Annotated in this window: 17 protein-coding genes; 14 read left to right on the top strand and 3 right to left on the bottom strand. The window is 51.7% G+C overall.

Going from position 1 to position 19,254, the window contains the following annotated elements; translation table 11 throughout:
* Window positions 1–84 precede the first annotated feature (84 nt).
* A complete protein-coding gene (locus HRU73_RS02625) occupies window positions 85–1,326 on the bottom strand; it encodes a sialidase family protein (protein WP_287399345.1) in 1,242 nt (413 codons plus the stop codon).
* 220 nt (window positions 1,327–1,546) lie between these two features.
* On the opposite strand from HRU73_RS02625, the gene HRU73_RS02620 reads away from it, so the two are divergent.
* The 3 genes from HRU73_RS02620 (at window position 1,547) to HRU73_RS02610 (ending at window position 6,919) form a co-directional block, all read left to right on the top strand.
* Window positions 1,547–2,866 (top strand): DUF2325 domain-containing protein, encoded by a 1,320-nt coding sequence (locus HRU73_RS02620; protein WP_287399343.1) that lies wholly within the window; start codon window positions 1,547–1,549, stop codon window positions 2,864–2,866.
* A 79-nt stretch (window positions 2,867–2,945) separates the two neighbouring features.
* Window positions 2,946–4,694 carry a CbiX/SirB N-terminal domain-containing protein gene (locus tag HRU73_RS02615; protein ID WP_287399342.1) on the top strand — a complete coding sequence of 583 codons (1,749 nt, stop codon included), beginning with the start codon at window positions 2,946–2,948 and terminating at the stop codon, window positions 4,692–4,694.
* A 131-nt stretch (window positions 4,695–4,825) separates the two neighbouring features.
* Window positions 4,826–6,919: a TonB-dependent hemoglobin/transferrin/lactoferrin family receptor gene (locus tag HRU73_RS02610; RefSeq protein WP_287399341.1), complete on the top strand. Its 2,094-nt coding sequence runs from the start codon at window positions 4,826–4,828 to the stop codon at window positions 6,917–6,919.
* Window positions 6,920–7,172: 253 nt separating this feature from the next.
* Here HRU73_RS02610 and HRU73_RS13370 read toward each other — a convergent pair whose 3' ends face one another.
* A complete protein-coding gene (locus HRU73_RS13370) occupies window positions 7,173–7,412 on the bottom strand; it encodes a PEP-CTERM sorting domain-containing protein (protein ID WP_353765075.1) in 240 nt (79 codons plus the stop codon).
* Between the two features lie 460 nt (window positions 7,413–7,872).
* Here HRU73_RS13370 and hemP point away from each other — a divergent pair, with 460 nt between their 5' ends.
* The 3 genes from hemP to HRU73_RS02595 all read left to right on the top strand — a co-directional run bounded on the left by hemP (window position 7,873) and on the right by HRU73_RS02595 (window position 10,063).
* Complete coding sequence (gene hemP, locus HRU73_RS02605; protein ID WP_011112107.1) at window positions 7,873–8,070, top strand: hemin uptake protein HemP; 198 nt, start codon at window positions 7,873–7,875, stop codon at window positions 8,068–8,070.
* A gap of 152 nt (window positions 8,071–8,222) precedes the next feature.
* Window positions 8,223–8,966: a DUF2325 domain-containing protein gene (locus HRU73_RS02600; protein WP_287399340.1), complete on the top strand. Its 744-nt coding sequence runs from the start codon at window positions 8,223–8,225 to the stop codon at window positions 8,964–8,966.
* 101 nt (window positions 8,967–9,067) lie between these two features.
* Window positions 9,068–10,063 carry a multicopper oxidase domain-containing protein gene (locus HRU73_RS02595; protein WP_287399338.1) on the top strand — a complete coding sequence of 332 codons (996 nt, stop codon included), beginning with the start codon at window positions 9,068–9,070 and terminating at the stop codon, window positions 10,061–10,063.
* A gap of 9 nt (window positions 10,064–10,072) precedes the next feature.
* Here HRU73_RS02595 and HRU73_RS02590 read toward each other — a convergent pair whose 3' ends face one another.
* On the bottom strand, window positions 10,073–10,990 hold the full coding sequence (locus HRU73_RS02590) for a LysR family transcriptional regulator (RefSeq protein ID WP_287399337.1): 918 nt from the start codon (window positions 10,988–10,990) through the stop codon (window positions 10,073–10,075).
* Between the two features lie 130 nt (window positions 10,991–11,120).
* Here HRU73_RS02590 and HRU73_RS02585 point away from each other — a divergent pair, with 130 nt between their 5' ends.
* The 8 genes from HRU73_RS02585 (at window position 11,121) to HRU73_RS02555 (ending at window position 19,230) form a co-directional block, all read left to right on the top strand.
* A complete protein-coding gene (locus HRU73_RS02585; RefSeq protein WP_281871627.1) occupies window positions 11,121–11,987 on the top strand; it encodes a pirin family protein in 867 nt (288 codons plus the stop codon).
* 29 nt (window positions 11,988–12,016) lie between these two features.
* Window positions 12,017–12,397: a DoxX family protein gene (locus tag HRU73_RS02580; RefSeq protein ID WP_276817830.1), complete on the top strand. Its 381-nt coding sequence runs from the start codon at window positions 12,017–12,019 to the stop codon at window positions 12,395–12,397.
* Window positions 12,398–12,839: 442 nt separating this feature from the next.
* Window positions 12,840–15,173 (top strand): acyl-CoA dehydrogenase, encoded by a 2,334-nt coding sequence (locus HRU73_RS02575; RefSeq protein ID WP_287399336.1) that lies wholly within the window; start codon window positions 12,840–12,842, stop codon window positions 15,171–15,173.
* Complete coding sequence (locus HRU73_RS02570) at window positions 15,170–17,008, top strand: AMP-dependent synthetase/ligase (protein WP_287399335.1); 1,839 nt, start codon at window positions 15,170–15,172, stop codon at window positions 17,006–17,008. The genes HRU73_RS02575 and HRU73_RS02570 overlap by 4 nt, the downstream gene beginning before the upstream one ends.
* 202 nt (window positions 17,009–17,210) lie before the next feature.
* Window positions 17,211–17,777 carry a hypothetical protein gene (locus tag HRU73_RS02565; protein WP_287399334.1) on the top strand — a complete coding sequence of 189 codons (567 nt, stop codon included), beginning with the start codon at window positions 17,211–17,213 and terminating at the stop codon, window positions 17,775–17,777.
* A 30-nt stretch (window positions 17,778–17,807) separates the two neighbouring features.
* Window positions 17,808–18,158, top strand: a complete 351-nt coding sequence (locus HRU73_RS02560; protein WP_287399333.1) for a hypothetical protein — start codon at window positions 17,808–17,810, stop codon at window positions 18,156–18,158.
* A 50-nt stretch (window positions 18,159–18,208) separates the two neighbouring features.
* Window positions 18,209–18,691 carry a GFA family protein gene (locus tag HRU73_RS13365; protein ID WP_353765072.1) on the top strand — a complete coding sequence of 161 codons (483 nt, stop codon included), beginning with the start codon at window positions 18,209–18,211 and terminating at the stop codon, window positions 18,689–18,691.
* Between the two features lie 35 nt (window positions 18,692–18,726).
* Window positions 18,727–19,230, top strand: coding sequence for a DNA-deoxyinosine glycosylase (locus HRU73_RS02555; RefSeq protein ID WP_287399332.1), 504 nt, complete (start codon window positions 18,727–18,729; stop codon window positions 19,228–19,230).
* Window positions 19,231–19,254 lie beyond the last annotated feature (24 nt).

The raw sequence follows: 19,254 nt of genomic DNA, 5'->3' as shown, positions 1-19,254 counted from the left end.
GGTAATTAGTATTTGCAGCAGCGCCTGATGCCATTGCGATCCATGTCATAAGCCGCCTGCTGCTTATTATTGTTTTAAAGATTCTCAGCCGTCGGATCGGTTGATGACTCTTTCAACGGGCAAAACCCGCAAACCCTCGTTTTCGGTATTCCATACAACCAGAGCTTTACTGTCACTGATGAGCGGTACCGGGTAATCGTTTGCGCCGGCAGACAACATCAGGCGCCATGGCTCACTCCAGGTTTCGCCACCGTCATTCGAAAACATCATCTTTGCGGAATACACGTTTCCGTCAAATTCACGCCAGGTGAGGATGACGGTTTCACCATGTGCCACCACTGCAGCATGGTTGGGCTGCGCATCCATATCACCCAGTGCCATGGGTTCCGATTCCTGGTTGCCGCTGATCCGTTTATAGAACTGCCCCTGTGCAGCAGTGCCGCTGGTGAACCAGGTCAGATGCAATTGCCCTCTGCCATCTGTCGCAAGACTGCCACCGTTGTGCGGGCAGGCATCGATCTGCCACTCATCGCGGGTAACTCTTCTGACGCCTTCTTCCACTTTATCCAGGCTGGCCACGGCAAAATCACGGGTATTGGTGCCGAAAATATTCCGCAGCAGCACGACCGGCCCCTCACTGGTCCAGGTAAGCGCAGTCCGGCAGCATTCGCAGGTATGCTGGTGAATTTGCCGGTTTGGCTCAAAGTGCGCGCCATTGTCGAACGACTGACTGCTGTAGAGTGAGACCCCCTTGAACTCCTCCCCTTTTTCCCTCGCTGCATCACGATCTCTGGCATCCAGCCAGGCCACCACCACCCTTCCTTTTCCGTCGATTGCCAGGGAATCGAAGCGGTGACTGGTCACACGGCCATCATCGTTCAGAACGATTGGCTCTGAGAACGTCCGACCTGAATCGGTCGAACGCGAGAACTTTATATTTCCGGCATATTTTTCCGCCAGCAGCTCCGTCCAGGTGACCAGCACGGTGCCATCACGTGCCACCTGGATCTTGGGACGATTTTCGCCATCATTGCCTATGTTTTCCGGCACAGGAGTAACCGTCACCGATTCGGAAAAATGCTTGCCATCGTCTTCTGATCTGGAAACCAGCAAGCGCTGATCAATCACTTTTGCCAGCCACAACTGCCCTTCCTGATCCAGTGTTACTCCCACTGCAAGTGCGGTCTTTGGGGGCTTTGAGGCTTGCATGACAGACGGTTGCTGAGTTGGGTCGCCGGTACCTGGCCCGGCTGCGATTGCAACCACAGAAGCGAGTGTGAGAAAGAATCCGGCCAGCGTGGGGAAAGAATAGGTCGACTTCTTCATGGTTCACGCAAAAATTCGGAGAATAACCGATTCCAAAAAGGATGGAAATGCGACAAATTGTCGCACCTCGCCGTACAAATGAAGCTCCGCATGATTCATGCAGAATCGGCTGCAATACAAAACACAATTGATTACGTTAATGATAATTGTTATTATTAGTATTAAATACAATCCATTCTGTCTGATCCAGACTGATATTTTCACCACGAGGAGATACCGTATGCATGCACCTGCCATTCTGCGACAGTCGGGAATCGATGCTTTATTAGCAGGAGATGGATCGTCCGAGATCATGGTAACCGATTCCCCTTCTCCCCCGGTGAAGCGTTCAAAAATCTGGGAACTGAGCAGAACCTATCACTGTCCTGTCATCGGCCTTTGTCTGCCCGCCTCGGATCTCGAGCGTTTTGCCAAACGCTTTCATTTCAAAGCTTCGATAAACAATGCGCACGATCTGCACGTTGAAGCAGTCTGCCGCGTAACCTCCAGAAACGCCGTATCGGAAACGATTCATAAATATCTGGACAGACTGTACGAAAACCACATTAAACAGTTCGACGCCGCCAAAACCGACAGCGAGGTGCTGGCGCTTTGGGAAACCTGTTTTACCAACGGAAGAATAGCCGGTCCATTATGGGCAGCACTCACCCACAAACGGATCAGCTCCGAAGGCAGAGAGCAGATCCATGACAGGGTTCACATGCACATGCATGAGGCGGTTGCCGAGCTGTCAGCCACGCAGCACCGGCTCAACCAGGCGGAACAAATGCTGAAGGAACTGGCCGGGCAACTGGAACAGATCAGAGAAAAGCACGTACAGACCGAATCGCGCCTGCGCCAGCAACTGCAACAGGCTGCGTCTGAAATCAAGCAGTTGCAGCAATCCCGGCGAGAAAGCGAGACCACCCGCCAACGGCTGGAAACACTGGAATCAGGCCAGGCCATACTGCAAATGGGTCAGCGCCTGATGCAACTAACGGTGGAAAACGAGCAGCTGCAGATCAAAGCGGCACAGGCCGACGATCTCAAGCAATCACTCAAAAATGCCTGCCACAACCTGACCGAACTCTATCACGAGCGCGATACGCTTCGTGCCGAGCGGGATACATTGGAAAACCTGCTGCTGACCCTCAATTCCGATAGTACCGCGGATACGGAAACAGAGAATACCGCCGAAACAAAAGCTGCTTCTTACGAGTGCATTCTGTGCGTAGGTGGCCGATCCACGCTGCTGCCGCAATATCGCACACTTGCCAGACAGCTTGGCCTCAAATTATCACACCATGATGGCGGCCAGGAAGATGCACTTTCGCGCTTGCCGGAAATGATCTATGGCGCTGCAGCAGTCATCTGCCCGACTGATTACGTCAGTCACGCCGCTTACTATCAGGTCAAAAGACTTTGCCGACTGGGGCACAAACCCTGCCTGCTGTTCAAGGGCACAGGCGTTTCCAGCTTTGCAGCAGCACTGACAAAAATCACATCAGGCCAGGCCAGTATCAATAGTTCTCCCGTCGATACAGTTGAAACCACGACATAACACTACGGCGCAGTCGGCCTGCATGACAGTCGTACCCTCATCCATAAACACATTTTACGATTCACAACCCGGAGGAAATATGCTTTTCTGGATTAAAACAATCCAAACCGCTGCATGGTTTTATTTATTGACGTTCGCTCTGCTTGCAGGATCGGTGCACGCAGCCGAACCGAAACCGGCCGATCAGACCGGTTTCCTGATAGTTGCAGCTGACCGGGGATTTGTCGGTAATGAAGAAATCCGTGATGCTTTTGCATCGTTCTCAGCCAATCACCCGGCTGCACTGGTCTTTGTTACTGACGAGCGCACCCGGCAAACGCTGCAATCCGGTCTCGCCAGCCTGCACCAGCAGAATATAGGCCGTATCGTCGTACTGCCACTATTCATTTCTGCTGCAGAATCGCGCTATCAGCTCATCCGCACACTGGTCACGGAAGAAAACCAGACGATCCCTGTAACTTTTACGAAACCTTACGGAGAAAGCTATTTCGCTGTCGAGGCACTCGCCACCCGCTTGCGCGGCATGCAGCATACCGCTCAGCAACATCTGCTGGTAGTGGGTTACGGGGCACAGAACGATACTCACCGGCGGGCGATGTATGACGACTGGATGCGCATTGTCAAACAGGCATCACAGGGAGTCAGTTTTCGTTCGATCAACTCTCTGATTCTTCTGGAAGCACAAAAAGACGAAGAACCGGAAAGTTATGGCAATAAGACAAAACAGCAGCTTGCCACTGCATTGTCATCTTTGGGCACGGCTACCAAAAACAATAAAAATCAGGTAATTGCATTCGCCCTCGGCCCCAAATACGACAGCATGATGTCACTCGAATCACGGCTGGAACGGCTGTTACCTGAAAATGCAGCACTCAATCACTTCGAGATCGAACCACAACATCTGGCCATGTGGATGGAGCGCGAAGCCAGCCGCAATCTGCCTCTGGCCGAAGAAGATACCGGTGTCATCCTGTTTGCTCATGGCTCCGACTTTCACTGGAATGAAAATCTGCGCGTAGCGGTAGAGCCATTGATGAAACGCTACAAAATCGAATTTGCCTTTTCCATGGCGGATCCATACACGATCGAACGTGCCCTGCACAAACTGGAACAGCGCGGCGCAAAAGCAGCCATTGTTGTCAGCGCCTTTGCCAGCCGCAGCTCCTATCGCAATGAAATCGGTTATCTGGCCGGTCTGGATATCGAAAATCAGGACGACCACATACATGACAACAACAGTGGACACGGCAGCCATGGGGGACATGGGGGACATGGGGGACATGGGGGACATGGGGGACATGCAAAATCCAGCACACCGGTTCCCAGAATCCTGACGTCTCTGCCGGTTATCTGGACAGGCGGTTACGAAGACAATCCCCTGTTTGCCAGTGCATTGTTCGATCGCGTACTGGCACTCTCCAAAGATCCAGCCAGAGAAACAGTGATTCTGACCGCACACGGCACTCAGGATGATCGGAAAAATGATAAGTGGCTGGAGAAACTCAACAGCATTGCCAGCCAGATGCATGATCAGGGAGGCCAGAAATTCAAGGCATTCAAAGTTGCCACCTGGCGTGAGGATTGGCCGGACAAACGGGCACCCTGGGTCAAAAAAGTAAGAGCCATGGTCACCGAAGCCAGCAAGCAAGGTGACAGGGTGATCGTCATCCCTGCCCGTACCACTTCCGTCGGGCCGGAAAAGCGGTTTCTTGCCGGACTGGAATTCGAACTGGGTGAGGGTTTCGCACCCCACCCCTTATTTACTCAATGGGTAGATGAACAAATTCGACAGGGACTCAAACTGCACGAAGATGCACTTGCCCGTTAAGTACCCGTAATGGCTGCTTGTTGCCATTACCTGAATCCAATAAGAATCCAGGTTGATTGAAGACCTGTTCTAACCAGCCAGCCAGCATTGAGCCAGCCAGCCGGGAATAATTTATTTTCTGGGGGAATGCTATGTTTTCAAGGTTCAAATGTTGTCCGGCTGGCTGGAAGGTTTATCTTGCCACCACCATTACTTTTTCGCTGTTTATCCATCCTGCTCGTGCAGAAACTGCATCGGCCGACACTGAGCCTGTCGGTAAACTCATTGCCGCTACCAATCTGCAGGAAGTCACCGTTACCGCTACCCGTACCAGCCGGAAGGTCAGCGAAATACCGGAATCAGTCAGTGTAGTCGATACCGAACAGATACGAACCCGACAGGCGGCTGATATCGGTGATGTGCTGCGTTATCTGCCCAATATCGATCTGGGCGGAGGACCACGCAATCTGGGCATCAGCCCGACGATACGCGGCATGGCCGATGACCGCATCCTGTTCCTGCTGGATGGAGCCAGACAGGATTTCAACCGGGGGCATAATGCCCGTATTTTCACTGACCCGAGCCTGCTCAAGCGAGTAGATGTCATGCGCGGCCCGGCTTCTGCAATCTGGGGAAGTGGTGCCCTCGGTGGTGTCATTTCCTTCACCACGCTGGATGCAACCGATCTTCTGCGCCCGGGTGAACGCTCCGGGATCAAGGTCAGGGGAGGATTCCAGAGTATGAATGAGCAATATATCCCCGGAACCAGCATTTACGGTCTGGTTGGAGAAGAGTTTGACTATCTGCTGGATTTCTCTTACCGCAATGCGGCCGATGATATCCGCCATGGTGACGGTTCCAAACTGCAAAACTCTCAGTTTCAATCCTATGCCGGTCTGGCCAAATTCAACTGGACACCGGGCGATCATCGCTTCACATTTTCCACACAAACCTTTGATCAGGCCGGGAAAGTCCCTGCCAATTCGCAAACGGCTTCCACCCCGGATACCCTGGTAGATCGGGACACCGAACAACGCAATTACACATTGCGCTATCGCTACGAGAATCCTGACAATACCTGGTTGAACCCGGAAGTGCTGGTTTATCACAACACGACTCACAGCCTTGAGAAACGGCTGCTTGACCGGAGACGTGACGAGACCGATTTTTCCACCACGGGTATCAATGCGCGTAACAGCTCACGTCTCGATCTGAGCAGCTTCGCCACCCAATTGATTACCTACGGGGTCGATTATTTTCACAATGAAGCCAAAGGAAAACGTAACGGTGCCATACGACCGGAATTCCCCCGCGGTAACGCAGATGTGGTAGGTGTGTTCCTGCAGGATGAAATTACGTTGTGGGATCGGTTGTCGCTGATTCCCGGTGTACGCTGGGATTATTTCCGCAGTGAAGCCGAAGGCATAGCTACCAGCGCCAATAAAAATGACCGCGTCAACTTCAAAATCGGCGGATTGTTCAAGGTTACTGAATGGTTTTCACTCATCGGCAATTACAGTGAAGCATTCCGCGCTCCGACACTGGGTGAATTGTTTACCACCGGGACCCATTTCACCTGCGGCCCGGGCTGTGCCAATCTGTTCGTACCCAACCCCAATCTCAAACCGGAAACAGCATTCAACAAAGAGGTGGGAGCACGCATACAGAAATCTGATCTGCTGTATGAGGATGATCGCCTGGCTATCCGGGGAGCCTATTTTCATAACAAGGTCAAAGATTTCGTCGACCTGATGGTCGACTTCGTGTTCTTCCCGGTCCCCGGTAACCCTGGCAGAGGAGGCGTCACGACCAGTGACAATGTGCGTGATGCCGTACTGGAAGGATTCGAAATAGAGGCAAACTACGCAGCCAAATACGGCTATACCGGCTTCTCCTATTCCCAGACGCGCGGCTACAACCGGACGGATGGAGGAGTATTGTCCAATGTCCAGCCGGATAGATGGATTGTAATGGCCGGTCTGAACTGGCCGACTTACGACCTTTCCCTCGGCTGGCGCAGCAGCATCGTCGAAGCACAGAATCGTGTACCGACAGGTGGAACCCCTACTCCTGGTTATACGCTGCATGACGTTACACTGAGCTGGCTGCCGCAGAATGGCTCATTAAAAGGGGTACGGCTGGATTTCGGCATCGACAATCTGACCGATAAGGATTACCGGCGCCACCTTAACGTGCTAAGAGATCCGGGACGCAACTACAAACTGGCCGTATCTTATCAATTTTGAATCTGCAACTGGATCACTATCCACCACAGCTAACTTCGATACTTTGCTCGCGATTTGCGGCTCAAATCTTACTGGAGGTATCTCTAAAAATCTGATTATGTGGGATGAAGCAATCCAGAATGTTCACCAACTGTTCCGGGTTGCTTTGTCTTTGCAGGCTCATTACGGATTCGTGTTGTGAGACTGCAAAGGTATTCAACTTTTACTCAACGTAACCACATCGATTACGCCACCTGGATATATCAGACCAGATCTACCGGCGACGTAGCCACAGCATAGCCAGGCCACCCAATACAATTAACAGCGAGCTGGCAGGTTCGGGAACACTATTACTCTCAGGGCCGTTAATCGGGATAGTAATAGGAGGGGGAGTAACCCGAATTGTACAACTGTAGTAAAAGTTCGGCCCAGGAGAAGAGCAGAAATCGTTGGAGTCAGCATTGGCAACTCCAAAGAAAGAAAACAGTGTTACTGCAAATATAATTTTTTTCATAAAAAGTTCCTGATTAAATTTGTTTGAAACCTTCCTGATGGGCAGAACCCATAAAATTTTTAAGATACCCGACCAACGAGCCAAATTCCGGATACCAAATATTCACAAGCATTTATCATGCCACCATCAATAAACTTTATATTACAACAACTTAATAAAGAATAATTATGACATGTAAATATTTTCGACAATTATGGCTGCTTCGCAAGCAGTTTTACGAATAAAAACCACCTCTCTATCCACATAAAATAATTTTAACTACCTGTAAAAACAATAAAACCAATACACAAAAGTGTAAAAATTTCCGACAGAATTGTGATTCTTCTGCAAGTGATAATTAATAAACCACCCCACCGCAAGCTGCAGAGTAGTTTATTTTTTTCAACAAAAATACTTGCACAAATTATTTTAATCATTATAATGATAATCGTTCTCATTCAATATTCAGCCAGAGCATAATATGAACTCAGTCGATGTCAAATACCACGCAGATCCCGGGCTAAACAATGAGCTGGTTTCGCCATTTGCACAGTTCCCCATCAAACTGATCAGCAGTGAAAACCTGTTTGGAACAGGCAAGGAAGTACTCATTCAGCATCGAGGAGAACAGTATCATTTACGTCTGACGCGTAATGACAAACTGATACTGACGAAGTAATCCGTAAACCTGCATGATGTACTCTCACGCTGACAAACATCAACTTTCCTGGTAATCACTGGCAGTTCTCTCTCCTCTTCCAGTGATTTGTGACGGCAAGCCAGCCCCCTCCTCCCGGGCAAGCCAGCCTTTTTTCTGATACGGAATCGATCATGAAATTCTTCCAAAGAACAGTACTGGAGCCGGCATATCAGGGAGCGCAACTCCATCCCGGTAAACTGTCCGGAATCTATCAGAATGAAATCCTCTGCAATTCGCTTTTCCATCACTACAAACAACGCACACTGAAACTGGGGCGAGAACTGGAATCGCGACTGAAGCACCTTTATCACCTGGTCCGTATGGCCTTGCCTGGTACTGTTTCCGCGAATACAACCCGGCGTTCACCTGCAAACTCTATTCACACTGAAGTTCAGATCGACAGCCGTACTGACACACATCTCCCCCGAGTATCTGATGACGAGGATTTACGCTGGATCAGAACAGGCCTGCCGCATCAATATCATGCTTATCTGGCCATCGATCGTCTGAAAAGCAGTCATCATCTGGCGGGCCAGTCTGTCCTGTGTATCGGTGGGCGTGCTGCACTCTATCCGAATTACCATCAGTTGATTGAAGCTGCCGGGGGACATTTCATGGTGTTTCGTGGCGGTGCACAGGACAACAGTGAATGCTTGCTTGCCCTGCTCGCTCGTGTAGACAGCATCATTTGCCCGGTTGACTGTATCAATCATGAGGATTTTTTCACCGTCAGACGCTATTGTCAGCGTACCGGCAAAAACTGCGTCATGCTGGAGCGTTCTGATCTGGTCACTTTCGGCAAGGCAGTAGAAACCCTTGCCCGGGGTGATTGCCACAACTCCGGAACTGACTTTCTCAATCAGTCTGCGGCCTGATCACCGCAGACTGCTTCCACCTTCAGCAGATTCTTTAATCATGATTGAATTGTTAGTATTTCGATTATGGTTATCAAAAATTTGTTTTAAAGAACCTATCCATGCACACCAGAAGAAACAATAACCCGTTTTTGTATTCCTGCCTGACCCTGTTTATCCTGATTTTCCTGTCTCTGTCATCCTCTCTGGCGCAAGCCGGGAAAGTACGGGAATACTGGATTGCAGCGGAAAAAACAGACTGGAATTACGCACCGACCGGTGCAAACCAGATCGATCCCGCAAGTGATCTGGGAGTCTGGGGTAAAACCCTGACTTACACCAAATATCGTTATATCGGTTATACCGACAGCGGTTATTCCCACCCCCTGCCCCAGCCGGAGTGGATGGGGATTCTGGGACCCACGATCCGTGCTGCGGTAGGTGATACCATCAAAGTCCATTTTCTGAACAAGACCGATATGCCACTTTCCATGCACCCTCACGGCGTGATGTACGATAAAGACAACGAGGGTGCAGATGGCAGCAAAGGTGGCAGTATTCCACCGAGTGAGCGCTACACTTATACTTGGATCGTCGACCAGGATGCCGGCCCCGGCCCGGGTGATCCTTCATCCATCGTCTGGCTGTATCACTCGCACGTGATGGCAGAGGAAGAAGTCAATCTGGGACTGATCGGAACCCTCATCATCACAGCTGCCGACAAGGCGCATTCAGACAAGAATCCGGCTCCGCGCGATGTCGATCAGGAATTCATCGCGCTGTACATGATCTTCAACGAGGAAAACGATGAGGAAAGCGGCCTGAAACATGCGATCAACGGCCGGATTTTCGGCAATCTGTCCGGTTTTGAAACCAGGCGCGGACAGCGTGTCCGCTGGCATCTGGTCGCACTGGGCAATGAAGTGGACAACCATACCGTACACTGGCACGGGCAAACCGTGCTCGATCATGGCCGCAGAACCGATGTCGTCGAAATCATGCCGGCCAGCATGACTTCCGTCGACATGGTTCCCCGCTCACCGGGCAACTGGCTGTTTCATTGCCATGTCAACGATCACATGATCGCAGGTATGGCGACCCGCTGGCTGGTGAAGTAGCAAAAATCCTTATTGATTCAGACACGCATCCCAGTAAGGCATCCCTTCAAACCGCTGGCTTAGAAAATCGACAAATGCCCGAACCCGCTGCGAGAGGTGGCGGGTTTGCGGGTAAATGGCATAAGCAGCCAGCTGGGCGTAGTGGTATCCGGTCAATATCGGGATCAATGCACCGCGCTGGATTTCCCGGTAAACGATAAAAGTTGGCAGCAATACGATACCCAGACCATCGACGGCAGCATCACGGAGAAATTCTCCGTTACTGGCCTTGAAATAGGGAATGATCCGGGTTTTGATCAACTCTCCCGTGGTGCCATAAACATTCCAGTTATCGCTGTGACTGACCAGGTTATAAACCAGGCAGCGATGCCGGATGAGTTCTTCCGGCGCTTGCGGCGTGCCCATGCGCTCAAGGTATGCCGGGCTGGCACACATGACAGCCTGAATAGGTGCAAGGCGACGTGCGATCAGGCTGGAATCGGGCAGGTTTGCGATGCGGATGGCAAGATCAAAACCTTCCGCCAGCAAATCGACCTGCCGGTCATTGAAATCCAGATCAAATTCGATATCCGGATGAGTTTGCAGAAAGGTGGAGATGGCGGCCCCCAGATGCATCAAGCCAAAACTGAGCGGAACCGCCACTTTCAAATGACCTTTCAGCCTGCCGTGAGATTGTGACGTGGCGTGCTCGGCTTCGAGAACATCAGCGAGGATGCGCACGGATTGCTGATAAAAGGCGCGCCCGCTATCGGTGAGATTCATTTGCCGCGTGGTGCGGTGAAACAATTCCACCCCCAGATGTTCCTCAAGCTCCTTCAAACGCCGGCTGACAACGGATTTGGCTACATCCATGCGATCGGCAGCCGCACTGATGCTACCTGTTTCTACAACACGCACAAACGCATTCATATTTTCGAATCGATCCATAACGCCTCCCCATTGTTGCCAATACAGGAACAATCATTTCCAAAAAACGATATTTATTCCTGTTAAAGCAACGATGATAATGCTTCCAGTAAGCAGAATCTGTCAATGCATCACAGAAAAGGAGAAAACGATGAATACATCGATGAATGCTGTACGAATCATTCCCGCAATGGCGGTACCCGAAGGTGCCGGCGTGATCGTACATCGTACGATTGGCACACCGGTGCTGCGCAATTACGACCCTTTCCTGTTGCTGGATCACATCGGCAGCGATAATCCGGATGATTACATCGCTGGTTTTCCGCCACATCCGCACCGCGGGTTCATCACTTTCACTTATATGCTGGATGGTCATATGCAGCATCAGGACAGCATGGGCAATACCGGTGATCTCGGGCCGGGATCAGCGCAATGGATGAAAGCAGCCAGCGGCGTGATTCATTCGGAAATGCCGAAACAGGAAAATGGTTTACTGCGTGGATTTCAATTATGGATCAACCTGCCGGCAATCAACAAAATGGATCACCCGGAATATCAGGAATTTCCCGCAGCCGCTTTCCCGGTGGTCGAAACTGCGGATTACCGGCTGAAAGTATTGATCGGCCGTTTCGGCGATACCGTTGCACCGATTCGGGATGATCTGACGCAAGTGACTTATTTCGATGTGCAGTTACAGCCCGGGCGGCATTTTCAACACCGGCTGCCAGCGCAAAACACAAGTTTCATCTATCTATTCGAAGGAAACGGACAGTTTAACGGCCAGGATATCGGGCTTCATTCCCTGATTGCAGCTGGCACTGACAGCGGCACTTTCGACTTTGTCGCAGGAAAAAAAGGCGCACGTTTTATCGTAGTCAGCGGTAAACCACTGCATGAACCGGTCGTGCAACATGGCCCTTTTGTCATGAATACCCGCGAACAGATCGATCAGGCACTGAAAGATTTTCAATCCAATCAATTTGTGCGTGACCGGGCGTGGGTTAAACGGAATCAATAAAAACGATCATTCATTTCAAGGAGACAAAAATGGAAAAAATCAGTCAATTCGTGGCACGGCTCTTTCTGGGGCAAATATTCCTGCTCGCAGGCATTTCCAAAATCAGCAGCTACGCTGGCACGCAGGGCTATATGGACGCGATGGGCGTACCGGGCACGCTATTGCCACTGGTGATAGCACTTGAGATCGGCGGCGGTCTGGCGATCATCGCTGGCTGGCAAACCCGGCTGACATCCATCGCGCTGGCAGTATTTACGCTGGCAGCTGCGGCCATTTTTCACAACAATCTTGCCGATCAGACACAAACGATCATGTTCATGAAAAATATTGCCATTGCGGGCGGTTTCATGCTGCTGGCCGTGCATGGCGCGGGCGGCTACAGCCTGGATAGCCGCCGCGCCCGGCCTTGATGAAATCCGGATTATTCGTGGCGATCATTAACCCGGTTGCATGCAACCGGGTTTTTCACGAATGGATGATTGCTTGTCATTCAGGATGTAAACAAAGCAAAGCTTGACAGTTGTTCATTCTCCGGTAGTGTAACGACAAAGGAATCTCTGATTAAGTCCTCCATGAACCGCATTGCAGGCAAAATCGTGATGATCGCAAGAAGCACGACGAAAGTCGTAGCCATAGCTACGATGCCGAGGAGTGCGACACAGTGAGCGCATGATTTTGCCACAACCCTGCAGGGTGCTGGTTTTGCAGACGGACTGCAGCATTGAGCTCGTTGTGAAGGCCAACCATTCACTGCCTCACTCACCTTGCGTTCCATCCGCAAAATACAGTGTGCAGCCATGTGGGATCTGATCAGAAGTTCCTGAAAACCACTCAAAAACTCGGGGAGGAATCATGCTTGAATTTCTTGTTGTACTTATCCTGTTGATCGTGGCGAGTGTGGCACTGTTCGCAGTGCCGTTCCTGCGTATCAATATTGTTTCCAGCCTTGTTTTAAGAATCTTTCGCAAGCTGTTGCCTCAAATCTCGCAAACCGAGCAGGAAGCACTCGATGCCGGCACGGTATGGTGGGAAGGGGCGCTGTTCAGCGGCAAACCCGACTGGAATCAGCTGCTTGCCTACCCCAAACCGGAGCTGACCCCGGAAGAAAAAGCCTTTCTCAACGGACCGGTTGAACAGTTATGCGCCATGCTCGATGAATGGCACATCACCCATGAACGCCACGATCTGCCCCCTCACGTCTGGCAGTTCATCCGGGAAAACCGCTTTTTCTCGCTGATCATCCCCAAGGAATACGGCGGACTTGGTTTTTCTGCACTGGCGCATTCGGAAGTAGTCATGAAAATCAGTTCGCGCAGCAATACGGCGGCAGTGACTGTGATGGTGCCCAATTCACTCGGCCCGGCTGAACTGCTATTGCATTACGGAACGGAAGAACAAAAAGATCACTATCTGCCACGGCTGGCGAATGGCAGCGAGATTCCCTGTTTTGCGCTGACCGGGCCGGACGCCGGTTCAGATGCAGGGTCGATTCCTGACACCGGTATCGTGTGCCGGGGGGTATTCGATGGCCAGCCCGATGTACTGGGTATTCGCATCAACTGGGAGAAACGCTACATCACGCTGGGACCAGTTGCCACACTACTGGGGCTTGCTTTCAGACTGTACGACCCGGATGGATTACTCGGAAACGAAAAAGAAATCGGCATCACGCTCGCGCTGATCCCAACCAGTACATTGGGTATCCAGATCGGCCGCAGGCATTATCCCCTGAACGGAGTTTTCCAGAACGGGCCCAATTCCGGCAAGGATGTCTTCATTCCCATGGACTGGGTCATCGGCGGACAGGACAAAGTAGGGCAAGGCTGGCGCATGCTGATGAACAGCCTCTCCGTCGGCCGGTCGATTTCGCTGCCGGCCACCAGTGTCGGTGCAGCCAAGCTGTCGGCCTGGAGCAGCGGGGCCTATGGCCGGGTACGTGTACAGTTCAAATTACCGATCGGCTATTTCGAAGGTGTAGAAGAAGCGCTTGCGCGTATCGCCGGCAACACCTACATGATGGATGCAGCACGTGTCATGACTGCCGGCGCGGTCGATCTGGGCGAGAAACCTTCCGTCATTTCCGCAATCGTCAAATATCATCTGACCGAACGCAGCCGGCAGATCATCAATGACGCCATGGATATTCACGGTGGCAAGGGCATCTGCCTGGGCCCCTCCAATTATCTGGCGAGAACCTATCAGCAGACACCCGTAGGCATCACGGTGGAAGGCGCGAACATCCTGACACGCAATATGATCATCTTCGGGCAAGGCGCCATCCGTGCCCATCCTTTCACACTGCGAGAAATCGATGCTGCCTGGGATCAGGACAAAAAACGTGGATTACGGGCATTTGACGAGGCGCTGACCGGGCATATCGTCTTCACCTTCAGAAATGCGTTCCACAGTCTGATCTACGGATTCAGCACGCGGCTGGTCAAAGACATACCGCAAAACGTAACGCACGAAACAGTGAATTACTACCGGCAACTGACACGCTTCTCCGCAGCATTCGCACTGTTGACCGATATCGCCATGCTGAAGCTGGGTGGCGCACTCAAACGGCGTGAACGTCTTTCTGCGCGCCTGGGTGACATTCTCAGCATGATGTATCTGTGCTCGGCCACCCTCAAGCGTTTTGAGGATGATGGCCGCCCTGCGGCAGATCTGCCTCTGTTACACTGGTCGGTACAGGATGCGCTTTATCGTACCCAGCAGGCATTCCATGAGTTTCTGCTCAATTTCCCCGTGAGCAGAATCACGCGAGGATTGCTGCGGTTCATCATTTTTCCGCGGGGTATGCGTTGCCTGCCCCCTGCCGACTCACTCTCTCATGAAGTCGCACGGCTCATTCTGACCCCCGGGGAAGTACGTGATCGCCTGACGGCAGGCATCTACCTGCCCGAGCAGGATAATGAACCACTGGCCCTGCTCAAAAAAGCCCTGGCCTGTACCATCGACTGCGAACCCATCGAGGCCAGATTGCGGCAAGCCGTCAAAGATAAAGCGATCACCGCCCACGAACATGAGCAAATCAACCAGGCGCTGGCACAAGGGATCATTACCAGTAAAGAAGCCGCCTCGCTTGAACAGATGAAAACCCTGCGGCGCCGGGTCATCATGGTGGATGATTTTCCTGCTGATCTCCGCCAGACAGGCAATTCACACGGAGAAGCCCCGCTATGAACCCGACGACCCACACCCTGCCCACTCACAACCTGGACATGATTCCGGTCGAAACGGCCCGAACACTCGACGGCCTGTTCAGAGAACGTGTCAGACGTTCTCCCCATGCTACAGCCTACCGCGACTACGATGTCAGCGAGGAAATCTGGCGGGATTACACGTGGGACGACATGGCGAATGCCGTCAAACGCTGGCAGATGGCACTTTCACAGGAAAATCTCTCTCCTGGTGACCGGGTAGCAGTCATGGCACGCAACTGCCCGCAGTGGGTGATGTTTGAACAGGCTGCACTGGGATTGGGGCTGGTGGTCGTCCCGCTTTATACCGAAGATCGGGCAGAAAATGCGGCCTGGTGTCTGGATAATGCAGGCACCGCGCTACTGCTGCTGGAAAACATGACGCGATGGGAAGCCATGAACGAGGCCATGCCCGGACTTCAGCAACTGAAGCGTATCGTCATTCTGGATGCTTCCCCCGAAGATGTTCACCAGACGGGCGACAAGCGCGCCATCGCACTGCAGGACTGGCTGCCGGAAACACCGGGCGATATCCCTTCCGTGCAAAACGACCCTCATGCACTGGCCACCATCATTTACACGTCAGGGACGACCGGCCGCCCGAAAGGGGTCATGCTGAGCCACAACAATATTCTGTCCAACGCATACAGCAGTGCACAGGTTGTCACTGTCAGACCGGATGATGTACTGCTGTCTTTCCTGCCGCTATCACATACGTTCGAACGCACGGCGGGCTATTACGTACCCATGCTGTGCGGTGCCACGGTAGCGTATGCCCGGTCCATCCGCCAATTGCAGGATGATCTGCTGATCATCCGGCCGACCATCCTGATTTCGGTTCCCAGAATTTATGAAAGAATCTATGCAGGAATACAGGCCAAACTGGCGGAAGGGCCTGCAATTTCCAGACTGCTGTTCAAACTGGCAGTCGATATAGGATACAGCCGGTTTGAACGACAACAGAAACGAGCCGGCTGGCAGGTTTCACACTTGCTGTGGCCGCTGCTCGATAAACTGGTTGCGCGCAAGGTCATGGAAAAACTGGGAGGCCGTTTGTGGCAGGTCATGAGTGGCGGTGCGGCATTATCACCGGAGATCTCACGTGTCTTCATCGGCCTGGGATTACCTATCCTGCAAGGATACGGCCTGACTGAAACGAGCCCGGTTGTCTGTGCCAATCGGTTGGACGATAATCTCCCGTCAAGCGTCGGCCGCCCTGCTCCCGGTGTGGAAGTCAAGCTGGGAGAACAGAATGCCCTGCTGATTCGCGGACCCAATGTCATGCTCGGCTACTGGAACAATCCGGAAGCCACTCATGCCATTCTATCCGCAGACGGATGGCTCAATTCCGGAGATACCGCCAGTATCGATGCACAAGGCAGAGTCACCATCACCGGCCGGCTGAAAGACATCATCGTTACTTCTACTGGTGAAAAAATCCCGCCAGCTGATATGGAGGCAGCCATTCTGCGTGATCCGATCTTCGAACAGATCATGATCGTCGGTGAAGGCCGCTCCTATCTGAGCGCACTGACAGTACTGAGCAAGCGCGGATGGGAAGTTGTCGCCACCCACTGCAATGCAAAAAATGATCCCCATGCACTGGCGTGCGACGAGTATGCGGAAGAAATCATTCTGGAGAAAATCGCACGCCAGATCAGCGGATTCCCTGGCTATGCCAAGGTTCACCGTGCATTACTGATTTCCGACCCCTGGACAGTAGAGAATGAAATGCTCACTCCGACCCTCAAGCTGAAGCGGAAAAAGATTTATGAGCACTACCAAGGTGAAATCGACCAGCTTTATGCCAGCCGTTAGGGAAGCCGTACAACTTCTGGAAGAATGATACCGGTCAGCTGCTCTTTCGATCGATACAAATATCGTATCTTCCAGTAAGAATTAGAATATTCCAGAAATTTATTTATTAACAATCATATTGTTAGCACTATTTAAAGGAGATTATGCGACAAATGAGCCAGATTATCGGACATCCAGTGTCGTATATATTACGTTAGCTGTCATGGACGCATCCGTCATTGCGCCAATCGTCGCCGCACTTGCTGCTCTAGGTGGCGTCGCCCTCACTGCATTTGTTCAGGCTCGCAACCAAGTGAGGAATCAAGCTTTCCTGGCAGCTATGGAGGTAGAGAGGCACCTTCGCAAGCAGCAGGCCCTAGACCAAGCGGAGATGCTAAAGAGGCTGGTCGTCATGCACAAAATTGTCAGTAAGATTGAGCGCGAGTTCTCAATCACGAACTTAGTCATTCTGTTGCAAGCGAACACGACCAAGGCCGGGTACGATGCGCGATATCTGGAGATATGCGGCGAAGCAGATGAGCTGACGGCACTCGCGCATCTTTACGAACCTGCAATTTATGACGAAGTCGAGCGCATGAACGGGCAGATGAACATGTTCTGGGGAAACTTCAAGCAGGTGTTGTATCAACGTGCCAACGGAGAGGTAACCGGTCATCAGAGTCCTGCCTTGACTGGCGCACATGCAGCGGCGAGGGAGGTGGCAACGTTGGGGCGGGCGGTTAAGTACCATCTATCACAGCGTATGCGGAGAGTCCGAAATGACTGCTAACTCGACGTTAGTAGCAAAAGAAGGAGGCACATGAAAGCACGGCTAGATACCATGATGAGAAACTTCAAGATGAAGCCACTTGAGGAGGTCATCTCATATTTGGAGCACCTCGGTGTTGCTGTTGCATTCATGGCAGGGTCCGTTGCCATCATGAAGTTTCGAGCATTGTTGGTTCCAGAGTACCCCTTCGTCGCTGGTTTCATTGGCTTTGGCTTGTTCATCAGCTCCTTCGTAGTGCTCGTCTGGGTCGCAATGTCAGGCTGGCACAAGATACTGGAGCATCGAGGCTACACCCGGAGCAACCATGTGCTTGGGTTCATACTCGTCTTTGTATCCAGTCTTTTTGTGGTTGCTGGTATCTATGCGACACTCAGCTCCTAACGATTAAGGTTATGTATAAATGGCTGGAAACATAACAATTCAATCAGCCGATGCCTTCGGTGCGGATAATTTCAAACGTTAACCAGAAGAGAAAAATGAAAGGGAATTGTCTATGTGGAAGTGTAGAGTTCGAAATCGATGGAAACGAATTCAATATATATCAATGTCATTGTTCTCTGTGCAAAAAGCAGAGCGGAAGTACCTCAAACTCGTCCACAATTGTCGCTAAAGAAAATCTTCGATTCATCAAAGGTAAAGATTTCATAAGTTCATGGGTCAAGGATACTGGTTTTCGGTCAGATTTCTGCTCAAGGTGCGGCTCACCTGTTCCGAATCCGTTAAGAAATCTCGATTTATACTGGGTTCCCGTCGGTTTGCTTCCAGTTTCGGTAAAAGCTACTGTAATTGCACATTTGTGTATCAGCACCATTTCCAGTTGGCACCTATTAGAACCTGGCGTGGCTAAATTTCAAGACGTTCCGGATCTTGGGTTATTAAAAGAATTGCTAACAGGTAGCTCGCATGGCAACTAACAACCGATTGCAGAAAAACATCAGGCACCGCAACGATGCATTGCCGTAGTTTTCCTCCGATTGCAAGCCCAGGCTCATGGGTATTGATTCTTGGCACGATGCCCGGGAAAGTTTCACTTCGTGAGCAGCAGTATTATGCTCACCCGCAAAACCTCTTCTGGAGAATCACTGCGGAGATTCTCGGTTTCGATGCCACAAGCGCATATCCTCTACGCGTATCTTCGCTAAAGGATCATGGCGTTGCGCTCTGGGATGTGCTGCAGTCATGTACGCGCGAAAGCAGTCTGGATGCTGATATCGTAGCGCATACGATCGTGCCAAACGACTTCGGTCACTTTTTCACGGCCTGTCCTGACATCCGACGGGTGTGTTTTAACGGTGCGAAGGCAGCAACACTGTATGCCCGACATGTCAAACCGTTCTTACAAGACGCTCCCACAGTCGAGTATGTGCAGCTTCCCTCCACAAGTCCGGCGAATGCTGCTATTCCGCGAGCCGATAAGCTCCGCGCGTGGAGTGTCATTAAGCATAGCGCCTAATCCGCGACTGGAGTCGGCGTGCTC

Source organism: Nitrosomonas sp. H1_AOB3 (assembly GCF_015709435.1).
Taxonomy (GTDB): Bacteria; Pseudomonadota; Gammaproteobacteria; order Burkholderiales; family Nitrosomonadaceae; genus Nitrosomonas; species Nitrosomonas europaea.
The sequence above is the reverse complement of the archived record's forward strand: the minus strand, read 5'-3'. Positions and strand labels throughout refer to the sequence as shown.

What these genes read in the sequence shown, in the direction of transcription:
- HRU73_RS02625 (WP_287399345.1), bottom strand. Translation starts at nt 1,326, where the DNA reads ATGAAGAAGTCGACCTATTCTTTCCCCACGCTGGCCGGATTCTTTCTC.
- HRU73_RS02620 (WP_287399343.1), top strand. Translation starts at nt 1,547, where the DNA reads ATGCATGCACCTGCCATTCTGCGACAGTCGGGAATCGATGCTTTATTA.
- HRU73_RS02615 (WP_287399342.1), top strand. Translation starts at nt 2,946, where the DNA reads ATGCTTTTCTGGATTAAAACAATCCAAACCGCTGCATGGTTTTATTTA.
- HRU73_RS02610 (WP_287399341.1), top strand. Translation starts at nt 4,826, where the DNA reads ATGTTTTCAAGGTTCAAATGTTGTCCGGCTGGCTGGAAGGTTTATCTT.
- HRU73_RS13370 (WP_353765075.1), bottom strand. Translation starts at nt 7,412, where the DNA reads ATGAAAAAAATTATATTTGCAGTAACACTGTTTTCTTTCTTTGGAGTT.
- hemP (WP_011112107.1), top strand. Translation starts at nt 7,873, where the DNA reads ATGAACTCAGTCGATGTCAAATACCACGCAGATCCCGGGCTAAACAAT.
- HRU73_RS02600 (WP_287399340.1), top strand. Translation starts at nt 8,223, where the DNA reads ATGAAATTCTTCCAAAGAACAGTACTGGAGCCGGCATATCAGGGAGCG.
- HRU73_RS02595 (WP_287399338.1), top strand. Translation starts at nt 9,068, where the DNA reads ATGCACACCAGAAGAAACAATAACCCGTTTTTGTATTCCTGCCTGACC.
- HRU73_RS02590 (WP_287399337.1), bottom strand. Translation starts at nt 10,990, where the DNA reads ATGGATCGATTCGAAAATATGAATGCGTTTGTGCGTGTTGTAGAAACA.
- HRU73_RS02585 (WP_281871627.1), top strand. Translation starts at nt 11,121, where the DNA reads ATGAATACATCGATGAATGCTGTACGAATCATTCCCGCAATGGCGGTA.
- HRU73_RS02580 (WP_276817830.1), top strand. Translation starts at nt 12,017, where the DNA reads ATGGAAAAAATCAGTCAATTCGTGGCACGGCTCTTTCTGGGGCAAATA.
- HRU73_RS02575 (WP_287399336.1), top strand. Translation starts at nt 12,840, where the DNA reads ATGCTTGAATTTCTTGTTGTACTTATCCTGTTGATCGTGGCGAGTGTG.
- HRU73_RS02570 (WP_287399335.1), top strand. Translation starts at nt 15,170, where the DNA reads ATGAACCCGACGACCCACACCCTGCCCACTCACAACCTGGACATGATT.
- HRU73_RS02565 (WP_287399334.1), top strand. Translation starts at nt 17,211, where the DNA reads ATGGACGCATCCGTCATTGCGCCAATCGTCGCCGCACTTGCTGCTCTA.
- HRU73_RS02560 (WP_287399333.1), top strand. Translation starts at nt 17,808, where the DNA reads ATGAAAGCACGGCTAGATACCATGATGAGAAACTTCAAGATGAAGCCA.
- HRU73_RS13365 (WP_353765072.1), top strand. Translation starts at nt 18,209, where the DNA reads ATGCCTTCGGTGCGGATAATTTCAAACGTTAACCAGAAGAGAAAAATG.
- HRU73_RS02555 (WP_287399332.1), top strand. Translation starts at nt 18,727, where the DNA reads ATGCATTGCCGTAGTTTTCCTCCGATTGCAAGCCCAGGCTCATGGGTA.